17 protein-coding genes are annotated in these 14,799 nt (G+C 71.8%); 14 read left to right on the forward strand and 3 right to left on the reverse strand.

Features of this window, described 5'->3' with window-relative positions:
• Nucleotides 1–124: 124 nt before the first annotated feature.
• On the reverse strand, nt 125–1,702 hold the full coding sequence (locus ACWDEN_RS13830) for an oxidoreductase (RefSeq protein WP_351616731.1): 1,578 nt from the start codon (nt 1,700–1,702) through the stop codon (nt 125–127).
• Nucleotides 1,703–1,865: 163 nt separating this feature from the next.
• Here ACWDEN_RS13830 and hisD point away from each other — a divergent pair, with 163 nt between their 5' ends.
• From hisD to ACWDEN_RS13880, 10 genes are all read left to right on the forward strand, one after another.
• Nucleotides 1,866–3,191 (forward strand): histidinol dehydrogenase, encoded by a 1,326-nt coding sequence (hisD, locus tag ACWDEN_RS13835; RefSeq protein WP_351616734.1) that lies wholly within the window; start codon nt 1,866–1,868, stop codon nt 3,189–3,191.
• Nucleotides 3,188–4,288, forward strand: a complete 1,101-nt coding sequence (locus tag ACWDEN_RS13840; protein ID WP_450859017.1) for a histidinol-phosphate transaminase — start codon at nt 3,188–3,190, stop codon at nt 4,286–4,288. The genes hisD and ACWDEN_RS13840 overlap by 4 nt, the downstream gene beginning before the upstream one ends.
• A 3-nt stretch (nt 4,289–4,291) precedes the next feature.
• Nucleotides 4,292–4,885, forward strand: a complete 594-nt coding sequence (gene hisB, locus ACWDEN_RS13845) for an imidazoleglycerol-phosphate dehydratase HisB (RefSeq protein WP_030783530.1) — start codon at nt 4,292–4,294, stop codon at nt 4,883–4,885.
• 4 nt (nt 4,886–4,889) lie between these two features.
• Nucleotides 4,890–5,054: a hypothetical protein gene (locus ACWDEN_RS13850; protein WP_228622673.1), complete on the forward strand. Its 165-nt coding sequence runs from the start codon at nt 4,890–4,892 to the stop codon at nt 5,052–5,054.
• Entirely contained in the window at nt 5,045–5,695 is a 651-nt protein-coding gene (gene hisH / locus ACWDEN_RS13855; protein WP_351616740.1) for an imidazole glycerol phosphate synthase subunit HisH, read from the forward strand. Before ACWDEN_RS13850 ends, hisH begins: the two co-directional genes overlap by 10 nt.
• Nucleotides 5,696–5,698: 3 nt before the next feature.
• Nucleotides 5,699–6,424, forward strand: a complete 726-nt coding sequence (gene priA / locus ACWDEN_RS13860) for a bifunctional 1-(5-phosphoribosyl)-5-((5-phosphoribosylamino)methylideneamino)imidazole-4-carboxamide isomerase/phosphoribosylanthranilate isomerase PriA (RefSeq protein WP_450859020.1) — start codon at nt 5,699–5,701, stop codon at nt 6,422–6,424.
• Nucleotides 6,421–6,813 carry a RidA family protein gene (locus tag ACWDEN_RS13865; RefSeq protein ID WP_351616745.1) on the forward strand — a complete coding sequence of 131 codons (393 nt, stop codon included), beginning with the start codon at nt 6,421–6,423 and terminating at the stop codon, nt 6,811–6,813. Before priA ends, ACWDEN_RS13865 begins: the two co-directional genes overlap by 4 nt.
• Nucleotides 6,814–6,819: 6 nt before the next feature.
• Nucleotides 6,820–7,575 (forward strand): imidazole glycerol phosphate synthase subunit HisF, encoded by a 756-nt coding sequence (gene hisF, locus ACWDEN_RS13870; protein ID WP_351616748.1) that lies wholly within the window; start codon nt 6,820–6,822, stop codon nt 7,573–7,575.
• An 84-nt stretch (nt 7,576–7,659) separates the two neighbouring features.
• Nucleotides 7,660–8,247 (forward strand): ArsR/SmtB family transcription factor, encoded by a 588-nt coding sequence (locus tag ACWDEN_RS13875; protein WP_450859023.1) that lies wholly within the window; start codon nt 7,660–7,662, stop codon nt 8,245–8,247.
• Between the two features lie 11 nt (nt 8,248–8,258).
• Entirely contained in the window at nt 8,259–9,500 is a 1,242-nt protein-coding gene (locus ACWDEN_RS13880; protein ID WP_450859025.1) for an MFS transporter, read from the forward strand.
• 14 nt (nt 9,501–9,514) lie between these two features.
• Here the strand turns inward: ACWDEN_RS13880 and ACWDEN_RS13885 are convergent, their stop codons facing one another.
• Nucleotides 9,515–10,150, reverse strand: a complete 636-nt coding sequence (locus ACWDEN_RS13885) for a TIGR03085 family metal-binding protein (protein ID WP_351616755.1) — start codon at nt 10,148–10,150, stop codon at nt 9,515–9,517.
• Between the two features lie 83 nt (nt 10,151–10,233).
• Between ACWDEN_RS13885 and hisI the strand changes: the two genes are divergently transcribed.
• Together hisI and ACWDEN_RS13895 are read left to right on the forward strand one after the other, a co-directional pair.
• Nucleotides 10,234–10,698 carry a phosphoribosyl-AMP cyclohydrolase gene (gene hisI, locus ACWDEN_RS13890; RefSeq protein WP_351616758.1) on the forward strand — a complete coding sequence of 155 codons (465 nt, stop codon included), beginning with the start codon at nt 10,234–10,236 and terminating at the stop codon, nt 10,696–10,698.
• An 11-nt stretch (nt 10,699–10,709) separates the two neighbouring features.
• Nucleotides 10,710–12,188 (forward strand): anthranilate synthase component I, encoded by a 1,479-nt coding sequence (locus ACWDEN_RS13895; RefSeq protein ID WP_351616761.1) that lies wholly within the window; start codon nt 10,710–10,712, stop codon nt 12,186–12,188.
• Nucleotides 12,189–12,194: 6 nt separating this feature from the next.
• On the opposite strand, the gene ACWDEN_RS13900 is transcribed toward ACWDEN_RS13895, so the two are convergent.
• Nucleotides 12,195–13,412 carry a S53 family peptidase gene (locus ACWDEN_RS13900; protein ID WP_351616763.1) on the reverse strand — a complete coding sequence of 406 codons (1,218 nt, stop codon included), beginning with the start codon at nt 13,410–13,412 and terminating at the stop codon, nt 12,195–12,197.
• A 260-nt stretch (nt 13,413–13,672) separates the two neighbouring features.
• Here ACWDEN_RS13900 and ACWDEN_RS13905 point away from each other — a divergent pair, with 260 nt between their 5' ends.
• Nucleotides 13,673–14,311, forward strand: a complete 639-nt coding sequence (locus ACWDEN_RS13905) for a TIGR02234 family membrane protein (protein ID WP_450859028.1) — start codon at nt 13,673–13,675, stop codon at nt 14,309–14,311.
• Between the two features lie 170 nt (nt 14,312–14,481).
• Nucleotides 14,482–14,742 carry an HGxxPAAW family protein gene (locus tag ACWDEN_RS13910; protein ID WP_351618557.1) on the forward strand — a complete coding sequence of 87 codons (261 nt, stop codon included), beginning with the start codon at nt 14,482–14,484 and terminating at the stop codon, nt 14,740–14,742.
• The last annotated feature ends 57 nt before the right edge of the window (nt 14,743–14,799 follow it).

Below are 14,799 nucleotides of genomic sequence, written 5' to 3' on the forward strand. Positions count from 1 at the left end.
GCCAGAGGGTGTGGGGAAGTCGCGGAAAGTTGTACGGTCCAGGGTCAAGGACCGGTAAAGGGTGACTGTTCGACTTTTGTCGGGTTAGTTCCCGTCCCCGTCCCCCTCCCCGTCCGCGTCCCCGTCAGCTCCGCCGCAGCAGCCGGGTCGCCCCCGCCGCCACCGTCGTGGCCAGGATCCAGCCGAGCAGGATCATCACCGCCGCCAGCCACTGCCAGCCGCCGCTCAGCTGCCACTGGCCTACCTGGCCCAGGTCGATCACCGGCAGCAGCAGGTCCAGGGTGAACAGGGCCGGACTCCAGTACGGGTGGGCGTCATGGTTCATCGGCGGATGGGCCGCGTGGGCGAACGCCAGCGTGCCCGCCGCCCACAGCACCGCCATCCACACCGCGGCCCGGCCGGGCCGGTAGCCGTAGGCGACCGTCCAGTCCTGGACGTACCCCCAGACCTTCGCGGCCGGCGGCAGCGTCTCGCGGCGCCGGCGCTGCTTGGCGAGCAGCACCTCCCGCGCGTCCTCGTCCTCCCCGGCGGCCCGCAGCACCGCCGCCAGCCGCTCGTACGGCTCCGGGGCGTACTCGGCGGTGGCCGCCGCGACCCAGTCCAGCCGGCCGTTCAGCGGGAACGGGCCGCGCGGGACGAGGTTCTCGTACACGAAGCCGCCCATGTGCAGATTGCCGGGGCCCGGCCAGCTCGCCGCCCGGTCCACCAGGTTGACGATCCGCGCTCCGGACAGCACCACCTTGCCGCGCTGCGGCCCGTCCCCGAGGAAGCGCAGCTCCGACGCGTGCACCCGGCGCAGCGACAGCTCCTGGTCGTCGGTGAGGGTGAACCGGGCCCGTTCGAAGTCGACGGCGTCCCCGAACCGCCCGTCGTCCAGCCGGATCCCGCCCCGGCACTCGAAGCGCTGGATCCGCGTCCCGCGCGCCGGTGTCGTGCCGCTCAGCAGCGGGCTGCCCACGCCGGCCGGGGTCAGGTACAGGGTGCGCTCGACGGTCAGCTGGGGCGCGTTCAGGGCGTAGCGGGAGTAGGGGTTGTCCAGGTTCGCGCCGCGCAGGCTGAGCGACACGCCGACCTTGGCGCCGCGCAGCCGCAGCTCGCCGTGCGACTGCAGCATCTCCGCCTGCAGGTCCTGGCCCACGGTCATGCCGTCCGCTGAGATCGACCGCCCGCTGCGGTCCCGGTACACCACCGCCTCGTTGAGCATCAGGTCGGTGCCGATGTGCGCGTCCGTCAGCCGGGCGCCGTTCTGGAACCGGCAGCGCGGCAGATGCAGGTCGCCCTCGGTGTGCACCCGGGCCGCCTCCAGCCGGGGCACCGCGCAGTCCACCATGCGCAACGTCGTGAAGCGGGCCTCCGGCAGCAGGACCTCCTCGTCGAAGCGGCAGCCGCGCAGCTCGACGTACGGCTGTACGGTGCCGCCCGAGAGGTCCAGCGTGCCGGCGATCCGCACACCGGTCAGCTTCAGCGAGGACACCCGGCCCGCGAGCGCCGGCGGGCCGTCCAGCAGCAGCCAGGCCACGATCCGCGCCCGCACCGTGCGCTCCGGACCCCAGGGGTGTCCGCCGTGCGGATCGTCCACCACGGCGTCCCCGCAGCCCAGGTCGTACACGCTGCCGTTGCGGAAGGCCTGCCACATGCCCGCCTCGGCCGCGGTCAGCTCGTCCGGCAGGTCCCCGGCGACGATGCCGGCCCCCTCGGTCACCTTTGTCCTCTCCCGGTCCAGTGCTTTCGTACAGCCGTTCATGCCCGCTCAGTGACTGCCGGAACACTAGAGGTGAAGAAGATCTTCCGAGTTCCGCCACGTTCTGTATCAGCCATTGATACGCGCCCACGGCTCGCGACGGCGGTCTGAGAGAATTGGGACTGTGATTTCCCGAATCGATCTGCGCGGCGACGCCCTTCCCGAGGGCCCCGCCCTGCGCGACCTGCTGCCCCGAGCCGACTTCGACGTATCGGCCGCCCTGGAGAAGGTGCGCCCGATCTGCGAGGCCGTGCATCATCGTGGCGACGCGGCGCTGATCGACTTCGCCGAGAAGTTCGACGGAGTACGGCTGGAATCCGTCCGTGTCCCGGCCCAGGCGCTCACCGACGCGCTCGAGGCCCTCGACCCCGCCGTGCGCGCCGCGCTGGAGGAGTCCATCCGCCGCGCCCGCCTGGTCCACCGCGAGCAGCGCCGCAGCACCCACACCACCCAGGTGGTACCCGGCGGCTCGGTGACCGAGAAGTGGGTGCCGGTCGAGCGGGTCGGGCTGTACGCGCCGGGCGGCCGGTCCGTGTACCCGTCCTCCGTGATCATGAACGCCGTACCGGCCCAGGAGGCCGGGGTCGGGTCGATCGCGCTCGCCTCTCCGCCACAGGCTGAGTTCGGCGGGCTCCCGCACCCGACGATCCTCGCCGCCTGCGCGCTGCTCGGCGTGGACGAGGTCTACGCGGCCGGCGGCGCCACGGCGGTCGCGATGTTCGCCTACGGCACCGAGTCCTGCCCGCCGGCCAACATGGTCACCGGCCCCGGCAACATCTGGGTCGCCGCCGCCAAGCGCTTCTTCACCGGCAGGATCGGCATCGACGCCGAGGCCGGCCCGACCGAGATCGCCGTCCTCGCGGACGACACCGCCGACCCGGTGCACGTGGCCTCGGACCTGATCAGCCAGGCCGAGCACGACCCGCTGGCCGCGGCCGTGCTGGTCACCGACTCCGTCGAGCTGGCGGACGCGGTGGAGAAGGAGCTTCAGCCGCAGGTCGCGGCCACCAAGCACGTGGAGGACCGGATCGTGCCCGCGCTCAAGGGCCGGCAGTCCGCGATCGTGCTGGTCGACGGCGTCGAGGAAGGTCTGCGCGTGGTCGACGCCTACGGTGCCGAGCACCTGGAGATCCAGACCGCCGACGCGGCCGCCGTGGCCGACCGGGTCAAGAACGCGGGCGCGATCTTCATCGGCCCCTGGGCGCCGGTCTCGCTCGGCGACTACGCGGCCGGGTCCAACCACGTCCTGCCCACCGGCGGCTGCGCCTGCCACTCCTCGGGCCTGTCCGTCCAGTCCTTCCTGCGTGGCATCCACATCGTGGACTACACGAGGGACGCGCTCGCCGAGGTCGCCCCTCACGTGGTGACGCTGGCGGAGGCGGAGGACCTGCCGGCGCACGGCGCCGCGATCAAGGCGAGGTTCGGCTGGAAGGTACCCGAGAGCAAGTGACCCGCATCGACGATCTCCCCGTACGGGACGAGCTGCGCGGCAAGTCCCCTTACGGCGCGCCCCAGTTGGACGTCCCCGTACGGCTGAACACCAACGAGAACCCCTACCCGCTGCCCGAGCCGCTGGTCGAGCGGATCGCGGAGCGGGTGCGCGAGGCCGCCCGCGACCTGAACCGCTACCCCGACCGGGACGCGGTCCAGCTGCGCACCGAGCTGGCCAAGTACCTGACGAGGACCGGCGGGTACCCGCTCGGCATCGAGAACGTGTGGGCCGCCAACGGCTCCAACGAGGTCATCCAGCAGCTGCTGCAGACCTTCGGCGGGCCGGGCCGCACGGCCATCGGCTTCGAGCCGTCGTACTCGATGCACGCGCTCATCGCGCGCGGCACCGGCACGGGCTGGATCTCGGGGCCGCGCAACGAGGACTTCACGATCGACGTCGCGGCGGCCGTCGAGGCGATCGCCGAGCACAGGCCGGACGTCGTCTTCATCACCACCCCCAACAACCCCACGGGCAACGCGGTGCCGCCGGAGACGGTCCTCGCGCTGTTCGAGGCGGCGCAGGCGGCCAAGCCGTCGATGGTGATCGTGGACGAGGCGTACATCGAGTTCAGCCACGGCGACTCGCTGCTGCCGCTGCTGGAAGGGCGCCCGAACCTGGTCGTCTCCCGCACGATGTCCAAGGCGTTCGGCGCGGCGGGCCTGCGCCTCGGCTATCTCGCCGCCGACCCGGCGGTCGTGGACGCCGTCCAGCTCGTCCGGCTGCCGTACCACCTGTCGGCGATCACCCAGGCGACCGCCCTGGCCGCCCTGGAGCACACCGACACCCTGCTGGGCTACGTCGAGCAGCTGAAGGCGGAGCGGGACCGGCTGGTCGCCGAGCTGCGCGCGATCGGCTACGAGGTCACCGAGTCCGACGCGAACTTCGTGCAGTTCGGCCGGTTCACGAACGCCCACGAGGCCTGGCAGAAGATCCTCGACCGGGGCGTCCTGGTCCGGGACAACGGCGTACCGGGGTGGCTGCGGGTGTCCGCCGGCACCCCGGAGGAGAACGACGCGTTCCTCGACGCGGTCCGTGACGTGAAGAAGGAGCTGTAAGGCATGAGCCGCGTAGGACGCGTGGAGCGTACGACGAAGGAGACCTCCGTCCTGGTCGAGATCGACCTCGACGGCACCGGCAGAACCGACATCGCCACCGGCGTCGGCTTCTACGACCACATGCTCGACCAGCTCGGCCGGCACGGCCTGTTCGACCTGACCGTGAAGACCGACGGCGACCTGCACATCGACTCCCACCACACCATCGAGGACACCGCCCTCGCGCTCGGCGCCGCCTTCAAGCAGGCGCTCGGCGACAAGGTGGGGATCTACCGCTTCGGCAACTGCACGGTCCCGCTGGACGAGTCCCTCGCCCAGGTGACCGTCGACCTGTCCGGCCGCCCCTACCTCGTGCACACCGAGCCCGAGAACATGGCGCCCATGATCGGCGAGTACGACACCACGATGACCCGGCACATACTGGAGTCCTTCGTCGCCCAGGCGCAGATCGCGCTGCACGTGCACGTGCCGTACGGACGCAACGCGCACCACATCGTGGAGTGCCAGTTCAAGGCGCTGGCCCGGGCGCTGCGCTACGCCTCCGAGCGCGACCCGCGCGCGGCCGGCATCCTCCCCTCCACGAAGGGCGCGCTGTAAAGCCATGAACGGTCTGTCGACCCTCCTGATCGTCGTCGGTCTCTTCCTGGCCGGCGGCATCATCTCCTTCGTCAAGCAGAAGATGCCGACGAGCCTCATCGTGCTGCTCTCGATCGGCGCGGCCATGTGCCTGGTCGCGGGCGTCATGCGGCTGGGGGTGTGGAATTGAGCAGTGGCAGCAAGAAGGTCGTGGTCTTCGACTACGGCTTCGGCAACGTCCGGTCCGCCGAACGTGCCCTCGCGCGCGTGGGCGCCGATGTCGAGATCACGCGTGACTTCGACAGGGCGATGAACGCCGAGGGACTGCTCGTGCCGGGCGTGGGCGCCTTCGCCGCCTGTATGCAGGGGCTGCGCGCCGCCCGCGGTGACTGGGTGGTGGACCGCCGGCTGTCCGGAGGCCGGCCCGTGATGGGCATCTGCGTCGGCATGCAGATCCTGTTCGCGCGCGGCATCGAGCACGGCGTGGAGGCCGAGGGCCTGGACGAGTGGCCCGGCACGGTCGCACCGCTCCAGGCCGACGTCGTGCCCCACATGGGCTGGAACACCGTCGAGGCCCCCGCCGACTCGGAGCTGTTCGCCGGCCTCGACGCCGACGCCCGCTTCTACTTCGTGCACTCCTACGCCGTCCACGACTGGCAGCTGGAGTCGCACAACCCGGTGATCGCGGCCCCCAAGGTGACCTGGTCGACGCACGGCAAGCCGTTCGTGGCCGCCGTGGAGAACGGCGCCCTGTGGGCCACGCAGTTCCACCCCGAGAAGTCCGGCGACGCCGGCGCCCAGCTCCTCACCAACTGGATCGGAACCCTGTAGACCATGGCCAAGCTCGAACTCCTCCCCGCCGTCGACGTCCGCGACGGCCAGGCCGTCCGCCTCGTGCACGGCGAGTCCGGGACCGAGACCTCCTACGGCTCCCCGCTGGAGGCCGCCCTCGCCTGGCAGCGCTCGGGCGCCGAGTGGCTGCACCTGGTCGATCTGGACGCGGCCTTCGGCACCGGCGACAACCGCGAGCTGATCGCCGAGGTCACCGGGGCGATGGACATCAAGGTGGAGCTGTCCGGCGGCATCCGCGACGACGCCTCGCTGGCCGCCGCCCTGGCCACCGGCTGCACCCGCGTGAACCTCGGCACGGCCGCCCTGGAGACCCCCGAGTGGGTCGCCAAGGTGATCGCCGAGCACGGCGACAAGATCGCCGTCGGCCTGGACGTGCGCGGCACGACCCTGCGCGGCCGCGGCTGGACCCGCGACGGCGGCGACCTCTACGAGACGCTGGAGCGCCTCGACAAGGAGGGCTGCGCCCGCTACGTCGTCACCGACATCGCCAAGGACGGCACCCTCCAGGGCCCGAACCTCCAGCTGCTGAAGAACGTCTGCGCCGCGACGGACCGACCGGTCGTGGCCTCCGGCGGCGTGTCGTCCCTGGACGACCTGCGCGCCATCGCCGAGCTGGTACCCCTCGGTGTCGAGGGCTCCATCGTCGGGAAGGCGCTGTACGCGAAGGCGTTCACCCTGGAAGAGGCACTGGAGGCTGTGTCGTCATGAGCGATGCCGTGCGGCGCGTGCAGAGCGGAAGTCCCTGGGAAGAGAGCTTCGGTTTCGCACGTGCCGTCGCGGCGGGGGACCGGGTGCTGGTGGCGGGCACGACGTCCTTCAAGGGCACCGTGCTGTACGGCGAGGGCGACCCGTACGAACAGGCCAAGGTGGCCTTCACCAGCGCTGTCGAGGCGATCGGCGAGTTCGGACTCGGGATCGACTCGGTCATCCGTACGCGGATGTACCTGAGCCATGTGCGGGACGTCGACGCCGTCGGCCGGGCGCACAAGGAGATCTTCGACTCCGTGCGCCCGGTCTCGACCCTGCTGGTCGTGGAGGGCTTCGTCGACCCGCGCATCCTGGTGGAAGTGGAACTTGAAGCATTCAGAGGAGCCTGAGCAGTCATGACCCTGGCGGTCCGAGTCATCCCCTGCCTGGACGTGGACAACGGCCGGGTCGTCAAGGGCGTCAACTTCCAGAACCTGCGCGACGCGGGCGACCCGGTCGAGATGGCCAAGGTGTACGACGCCGAGGGCGCCGACGAGCTGACGTTCCTGGACATCACCGCGTCCTCGGGCAACCGGGAGACGACGTACGACGTGGTGCGGCGCACCGCCGAGCAGGTGTTCATCCCGCTGACGGTCGGCGGTGGCGTCCGTACGGCCGAGGACGTGGACAAGCTGCTGCGGGCGGGCGCCGACAAGGTGGGCGTGAACACGGCGGCGATCGCGCGTCCCGAGCTGATCCGGGAGATCGCGGAGCGCTTCGGCCGCCAGGTCCTGGTCCTGTCGGTGGACGCCCGCCGGACCGAGTCGGGCTCCTTCGAGGTCACGACGCACGGCGGCCGGCGCGGCACCGGCATCGACGCCGTCGAGTGGGCCCACCGGGCGGCCGAGCTGGGCGCCGGGGAGATCCTCCTGAACTCCATGGACGCGGACGGCACCAAGGACGGCTACGACCTGGAGATGATCGCGGCGGTCCGGGGGCACGTGACCGTCCCGGTGATCGCCTCCGGCGGCGCCGGCAAGCTCGCCGACTTCCCGCCGGCGATCGCCGCCGGCGCCGACGCGGTCCTGGCAGCCTCCGTCTTCCACTTCGGCGACCTGCGCATCGGCGAGGTGAAGCGGGCCCTGCGGGAGGCGGGGCATCCGGTGCGCTGACGCCGCGCTGAACTTGGCCGGATACGAAAGGGAAGTTGCGCAAAATCTGTTGTGCAACTTTTCTTTCGCATTTAGGTTCGGGGTATGGCTCGTGCAGAGGAACGCCGGATCACGGATGTGGGCACCCTGAAGGCGCTCGCGCATCCGCTGCGCATGAAGCTCTACCGTCTGCTGTTCGTCGCCGAGGCCGCCACCGCCTCGCACCTCGCCGAACAGGTCGACGAGGCGGTCTCGCTGGTCAGCTACCACCTGCGCAAGCTCGCCGAGCACGGGCTGGTGGAGGAGGCCGAGGCGCGCAGCGCGGACGGGCGCGAGCGCTGGTGGCAGCCGTCCTCCGAAGGCGTCTCCATCCGCGACGAGGACTTCCAGGACGCCCCCGAGAAGGTCGCGGCGCATCTCGCGGCCTCGCGCTTGTTCCTGGACCAGCGGGCCGAGATGTACCGCGGATACCTCGATCAGCGCGCCCATTGGGGGCCCGAGTGGAACCGGGCCGCCCACGACTCCGAGGCAGTGCTCAGGCTGACCGCCGAAGAGCTCGCGGAGCTGAAGAAGGACCTGCACGACCTGCTCAAGCGCTACGACGAGCAGGGGCGCGCCCGTGAGGCCGCCGGCGACAGCGAAGGGCGCGAGAACGTCGCGCTGCACGTGTACGGCTTCCCGTTCCGCGTCTGAGAGGCCCCCCCGTGACCGCCACGCTCACACCGTCGGCGACCGCGCCGCAGGCCCACCGCGACCCCGACGTCCTGCGCTGGCTCGCCGCCTACACCTCCTCGATGCTGGGCGACAGCGTCTACTACCTCGCCCTGTCCTGGGCCGCCGTCCGGGCCGGAACCCCGGCGCAGGCCGGTCTCGTGATGTCGGCGAGCGCGCTGCCCCGGGCCGTGCTGATGCTCGGCGGCGGGGTGATCGCAGACCGGTTCGGGCCGCGCCGGGTCGTCATCGGCAGCGACGCCGTCCGCTGCGCGGCCGTCCTCGCCGTGGCCGCCCTGCTGTTCCTCACCAGCCCGGGGCTGTGGCCGCTCGCCCTGCTGGCGCTGGTCTTCGGCACGGTCGACGCCGTGTTCATGCCCGCCGTGGGCGCCCTGCCGGTCCGCCTCACCGACAAGGGGCAGCTCGCCCGGGTCCAGGGGATGCGGGGCCTCGCCATCCGGTTCTCCAGCGTGGTCGGCGCCCCGCTCGGCGGGCTCGGCGTGGCCGTCGGCGGCGCCCCGGCCGCGTTCGCCCTCGCCGGGCTGCTCATCGCCGTCTCCGTGCCCCTGCTGCTCTCGGTGCGGATACGGGACCTGCCGAAGGACGACACACCCGAGGTGGCCGGAACCGCCTGGAGCGAGCTCCGCGCCGGTCTGCGGTACATCCGCCGGCACCGCGTCCTCGCCCCGCTGATGCTGGCCATCGCCCTCGGCGACCTCGGATTCGTCGGCCCGCTGAACGTCGGTCTGACCCTGCTCGCCGACCGGCGCGGCTGGGGCGCCTCCGGCATGGGCTGGGTGCTGGCCGCGTTCGGGGTCGGCGCGGGAGCGGCCTCGCTGCTGCTGACGGTGCGGGGGCGGCTGCCGCGCGCCGGGCTGGTCACCGGGTGGGCGTGTGCCGTGGGGGCCGTGGCCGTCGGCGCCCTCGCCTTCGTACCCACCCTGGCCGCGGCCGCCGGTACGGCCCTGCTCGTCGGCCTGCTCACCGGGCTCAGCGGCGCCCTGTGCGGGGCCCTGCTGCAGACCCGGTCCGACCCCGCCTACCTGGGCCGCGTCACTTCCGTCTCCAGCCTGATCAGCCTCGGTCTCACCCCGCTGTCCATGCCGTTCGCGGCCGCCGCGATCGGTGCCTGGGGACTCGGGCCGGTCTACGCCGTCAGCGCCGGCGTCTGCGGGCTCGGCGGGGTCGTCGCCCTCGCCGTACCCTCCCTGCGCCGCGCGGAACTCCCGGGCTGAGCTCCGTCAAACACTCAGATACCGAGCTGCCTGGACTCGTTCAGCTTGGTGATCGCGTCCGCCTCGCCCTCGACCTCCACCTCGGCCGCGTTCTGCCGGCCGAAGGCGAACATCAGCAGCTCGGACGGCTCGCCGGTCACCGTCACCACCGGTGCGCCGCGGTGCGCCACCGCCGTCTGGCCGTCCGGGCGGCGCAGCACCAGACCCGTCGGCACACCCCGGGCCACCAGGCGCGCCGTGCGCTCCAGCCGGGACCACAGGGCGTCCTGGAAGACCGAGTCGAGCTCGCGCGGGGTCCAGTCCGGCTGGGCGCGGCGGACGTCCTCGGTGTGGACGTAGAACTCGACGATGTTGGCCGCCTCGTCGACCTGCTTGAGCTGGAAGGGGGAGAAGCGCGGCGGGCCGGTACGGATCAGCTGGATCAGCTCCTCGTACGGCTTCGCGGTGTACTCGGCCATCACCTTCTCCAGGCGCGGCGCGAGCTGCTTGATCAGCGTGCCCCCGGCCGCGTCCGGGCGCCGCTCGCGCACGATGACATGCGCGGCCAGGTCCCGGGTCCGCCAGCCCTCGCAGAGGGTGTCGGCGTCCGGACCGACGGTTTCCAAGAGGTCGGCGAGCAGGAGCCGTTCACGCTTGGCGAAGGTCGACATGGGGTCAGCCTACGACCAGCTGCCTCGTCCGCGCAGTGGACACGGCACCGGCACTGTCGTACCCGCGCGGCACAATGGCACCCATGACCAGTACGACCGGGATTCCCGCCCGTCGCCCGACCACCGCCCCTGATCGAGGCGCTTCGCGCCGCAGTGTCCCCCCCAGCAGCCTCGACCCGGAGATCGCCGCCCGCCTCAAGCGCAGCGCGGACGGCCTCCTGCCCGCCATCGCCCAGCAGTACGACACCGGTGAGGTGCTCATGCTCGGCTGGATGGACGACGAGGCGCTGCACCGCACGCTGACCACCGGCCGCTGCACGTACTGGTCGCGCAGCCGCCAGGAGTACTGGGTCAAGGGCGACACCTCCGGTCACGTCCAGTGGGTGAAGTCGGTCGCGCTGGACTGCGACGCCGACACCGTCCTGGTCAGGGTCGACCAGGTGGGCGCGGCCTGCCACACCGGCGCGCGCACCTGCTTCGACGAGGACGTGCTCCTGAAGGACGCCGACACCGACGCCGGTTCCGCCGCTCCGGCATCTGATCAGTAAGGTCGGCCGCCATGGACCTCGAGACCTTCCGCAAGCTCGCCACCGACCGGCGCGTCATCCCGGTGACCCGCAAGCTCCTCGCCGACGGCGACACCCCGGTCGCGCTGTACCGCAAACTGGCCGCCGAGCGCCCCGGCACCTTCCTGCTGGAGTCCGCGGAGAACGGCCGCTCCTGGTCCCGGTACTCGTTCGTCGGCGTCCGGTCCGCCGGGACGCTGACGGAACGCGACGGACAGGCGCACTGGCTCGGCACCCCGCCGGTCGGCGTCCCGGTCGACGGCGACCCGCTGAAGGCCCTGAACGCCACCATCCAGGCCCTGCACACCCCGCACCAGGACGGCCTGCCGCCCTTCACCGGGGGCATGGTCGGCTATCTGGGCTACGACATCGTCCGCCGCCTGGAGAAGATCGGCCCGGGCGAGCGCGACGACCTGCGGCTGCCCGAGCTGACCATGCTCCTGACCAGCGACCTCGCCGTGATGGACCACTGGGAGGGCTCGGTCCTGCTGATCGCCAACGCGATCAACCACAACGACCTCGACACCGGCGTGGACGAGGCCTACGCGGACGCCGTGGCCCGGCTCGACGCCATGGAGGCCGACCTCACGCGCGCGGTGGCCCAGCCCCCGGCCGTGCTGCCGCCGTCCGAGCTGCCCGAGTACACCGCGCTGTGGGGCGGCCCCGACTTCCAGGTGGCGGTCGAGGACATCAAGGAGCGCATCCGCGCGGGCGAGGCCTTCCAGGTCGTGCCGTCCCAGCGTTTCGAGACCCCGTGCAGCGCGAGCGCCCTGGACGTCTACCGGGTGCTGCGGGCCACGAACCCGTCCCCGTACATGTACCTGTTCCGCTTCGAGGGCTTCGACGTCGTCGGCTCCTCCCCCGAGGCGCTGGTGAAGGTGGAGGACGGGCGGGCGATGGTCCACCCCATCGCCGGCACCCGGCCCCGCGGGACCACCCCGCAGCAGGACCAGGCCCTCGCCGAGGAGCTGCTCGCCGATCCCAAGGAGCGCGCCGAGCACCTGATGCTCGTCGACCTCGGCCGCAACGACCTGGGACGGGTCTGCGAGCCCGGCTCGGTCGAGGTGGTCGACTTCATGTCCATCGAGCGCTACTCGCACGTGATGCACATCGTCTCGACCGTCACCGGCAAGGTCGCCGAGGGCCGCACCGCCTTCGACGTGCTGACCGCCTGCTTCCCGGCGGGCACCCTCTCCGGCGCCCCCAAGCCCCGCGCGATGCAGATCATCGACGAACTGGAGCCGTCCCGGCGCGGCCTGTACGGCGGCTGTGTCGGCTATCTGGACTTCGCGGGCGACTCCGACACCGCGATCGCCATCCGTACGGCGCTGCTCCGGGACGGCACGGCATACGTGCAGGCCGGAGCCGGCATCGTCGCCGACTCCGACCCGGTGGCGGAGGACCAGGAGTGCCGCAACAAGGCGGCGGCGGTCCTCCGCGCGGTGCACACGGCCAACAGGCTCAGCTCATAGGAGAGTTCAGCCGGTGAACGCGGCGGTGCCGTTCGGGGTGCCGAGTCCCGACGGCCCGTCGTACCCGGTGGTGCCGGTGCACAGGTACGAGCCGCCGCAGCTGCCGTTGGAGCCGCTGGTGACGTCGTTCAGCGCCGAGGTGTGCGCGTACGGGAAGGACGCCGGGTAGGAGCCGGCGGACGGGGTGCCGGCCAGCGCGTAGGTCGCCGCGATCAGCGGGGAGGAGGCGCTGGTGCCGCCGAAGACCATCCAGCCGGAGCCCTGCCCGTAGGTGTCGTACACCGCGACACCGGTGTTGGGGTCGGCGACCGCCGAGACGTCCGCGACCGTGCGGTTGGCACAGCCGGAGTCCTTCTGCCAGCTGGGCTTGGCGTCGTAGGAGGAGCAGCCGGAGCCCGCACCGCTCCACACCGTGTCGGTCCAGCCACGGCTGTTGGAGGCCGTCGTCAGGGACGTACCGCCCACCGCCGTCACGTACTTGGACGCCGCCGGGTACTCGACGCCGTAGCCGTTGTCACCGGAGGAGACGGTGATGGCCACGCCCGGGTGGTTGAAGTAGCTGGAGTCGTAGGTCGCGTCGCTGGACGACTCGGAGCCGCCGTAGCTGTTGGAGACGAACTTCGCGCCCAGCCTCACGGCGGTGTTCACGCCCGTGCCCAGGTTGGTCATGCTGGACGAACTGGCCTCCACCAGCAGGATCTTGCAGTTCGGGCAGGCCGCGCTGACCATGTCGAGGTCGAGGGAGATCTCCTCGGCCCAGCCGGAGTTGCCGCGCGGGTACTTGGTGCCGCCGTTCTGGTCCACCTTCTTGAAGCAGCCGTTGGCCGTGGTGCAGGCGGACAGGCCGTACTGGGAGCGGTAGACGCCGAGGTCGGACTCGGCGTTCGGGTCGTCGTAGGCGTCGACGATCGCCACCGTCTGGCCCGAACCGCCGCTCGCGGAGGGCAGGTTGTACGCCGCCTGCAGCGAGGCGGGGCCGTAGCCGGAGGGTGCGGCGGCCGCGGTCAGACCGCTCTCGGCGTGCGCCGACTGCGGGGTGCCCGAGGTGACCTTGAGGGCGTTGCAGGCCATCTCGCCCTTCTTCGTCGGGGCGGCGCAGGCGTGCGCGACGCCGACGCCGTGGGACGAGGTGGTGGCCTGGGCCGCCTGGCCGACGGGGGCGGCCAGGGCGAGAGCGGCCGTGGCGAGGGTGGCCACGGCGGTGAGGGAAATGGTTCTGCGCAACGTACGTCCTCCACGAGATGGGTGAACCGGGAAGGGCTGTGGGGGGTGCGCGGTGCCACCACGGAACGGGGTGTCGGGCCGTGGTGGCGCAGAACGTACGGATGGCGGGGCCACGTCAACAAGATGGATGTTGAAGCGTGAACGTTGCTTTGCCCTTCCTGGGGAATTCATGTGCCGTTCCTGGGCGCGTCGTATCGAAGATCTGGGGCGCCCATGGGTTGACGGACCCGGCTGTCGGTTCGCCCGGGGTTCAGGCGATAGTGGTGTACGTGACTGCCGTACCTCACCCCCGTACCGAAGCCGCCGCGCCAGCCCGGTCCGGCCGGCGGAGCCTCGCCGTGGCCCTCCTGTGCGGTGCGCTCGGCGCTGCCGTGGCGCTGCTCGCGACCCGGCAGCGCTGGGCGGAGGGCACCGCGACGGTCGCCGGCGGCGCGTTCCCGCTCACCGTCAAGGGCAGCGACGTCACGGGTGTCCCCGCGGCCCTCGCCATAGTGGGCCTCGCCGCGCTCGTCGCCGTCTTCGCCGTCCGACGGGCGGGCCGCCTGGTCGTCGCCGGACTGCTCGCCCTCTCCGGCGCCGGCATCGTGGCCGCCGCGCTCCTGGCCGCCTCCGACAGCTCCGCGCTGGACAAGAAGGCCGCCCAGGCGAGCGGCGACACCTCCGCCACCGTCGCCGCGCTCAGCCACACCGGCTGGCCCTATGTCGCGGCCGCGGGCGGCCTGCTGATCCTGCTGGCCGGTCTGCTGGCGCTGCGCTACGGCAGCCGGTGGCCCGCCATGTCCGGCCGCTACGAGCGCGGCGCCGACCGTCCGCGCCGCACGGCCCGCCCGGTCGACCCGGAACGTCCCGAGGAGATGTGGAAGGCCCTGGACCGGGGCGAGGACCCGACGGGAGCCTGACGCTCGCCGCGGGTGTGGCGAAACAGACGCCACCCCCACGTCCGGCACGCGCACCCGTACGGGACAATGGACGAAGAGCGTCCGGCTCGGACAGTGACGGGCGGGCTCGGAGCCGTACGACACGTACGCCGCTCTTCTGGGACACGTACACAGCAACGAGGAGCACAGACATGGCGGGCAGCAGCCACGGCCACGGTCACACCCCGGCCGCCTGGACCGGTGTCATCATTTCCTTCATCGGTTTCCTGGTCGCGGGCGCCTTCATGGTGATGGGCCAGCCGGTCGGCTTCTGGGCCGGCATGGCGCTCATCCTCGGTGGGGCGGTGGTCGGTGGCATCATGCGCGCCATGGGTCTCGGCAACACCCCAAAGCCCCTGAAGATGGTCGGCGCCCCCCTCACGACCGGTGAGCCGGCCGGCGCGGAGAGCTGAGCGCACACACCGTTTGCCGAGGGGCGGCCCGGCACCCGGAGAGGTGCGGGCCGCCCC

The organism is Streptomyces sp. NPDC001153, from assembly GCF_053598315.1.

Coding starts and splice junctions, on each gene's coding strand:
- hisB (WP_030783530.1), top strand. CDS start 4,292: ATGAGCCGCGTAGGACGCGTGGAGCGTACGACGAAGGAGACCTCCGTC.
- ACWDEN_RS13850 (WP_228622673.1), top strand. CDS start 4,890: ATGAACGGTCTGTCGACCCTCCTGATCGTCGTCGGTCTCTTCCTGGCC.
- priA (WP_450859020.1), top strand. CDS start 5,699: ATGGCCAAGCTCGAACTCCTCCCCGCCGTCGACGTCCGCGACGGCCAG.
- ACWDEN_RS13865 (WP_351616745.1), top strand. CDS start 6,421: ATGAGCGATGCCGTGCGGCGCGTGCAGAGCGGAAGTCCCTGGGAAGAG.
- hisF (WP_351616748.1), top strand. CDS start 6,820: ATGACCCTGGCGGTCCGAGTCATCCCCTGCCTGGACGTGGACAACGGC.
- ACWDEN_RS13875 (WP_450859023.1), top strand. CDS start 7,660: ATGGCTCGTGCAGAGGAACGCCGGATCACGGATGTGGGCACCCTGAAG.
- ACWDEN_RS13885 (WP_351616755.1), bottom strand. CDS start 10,150: ATGTCGACCTTCGCCAAGCGTGAACGGCTCCTGCTCGCCGACCTCTTG.
- hisI (WP_351616758.1), top strand. CDS start 10,234: ATGACCAGTACGACCGGGATTCCCGCCCGTCGCCCGACCACCGCCCCT.
- ACWDEN_RS13895 (WP_351616761.1), top strand. CDS start 10,710: ATGGACCTCGAGACCTTCCGCAAGCTCGCCACCGACCGGCGCGTCATC.
- ACWDEN_RS13910 (WP_351618557.1), top strand. CDS start 14,482: ATGGCGGGCAGCAGCCACGGCCACGGTCACACCCCGGCCGCCTGGACC.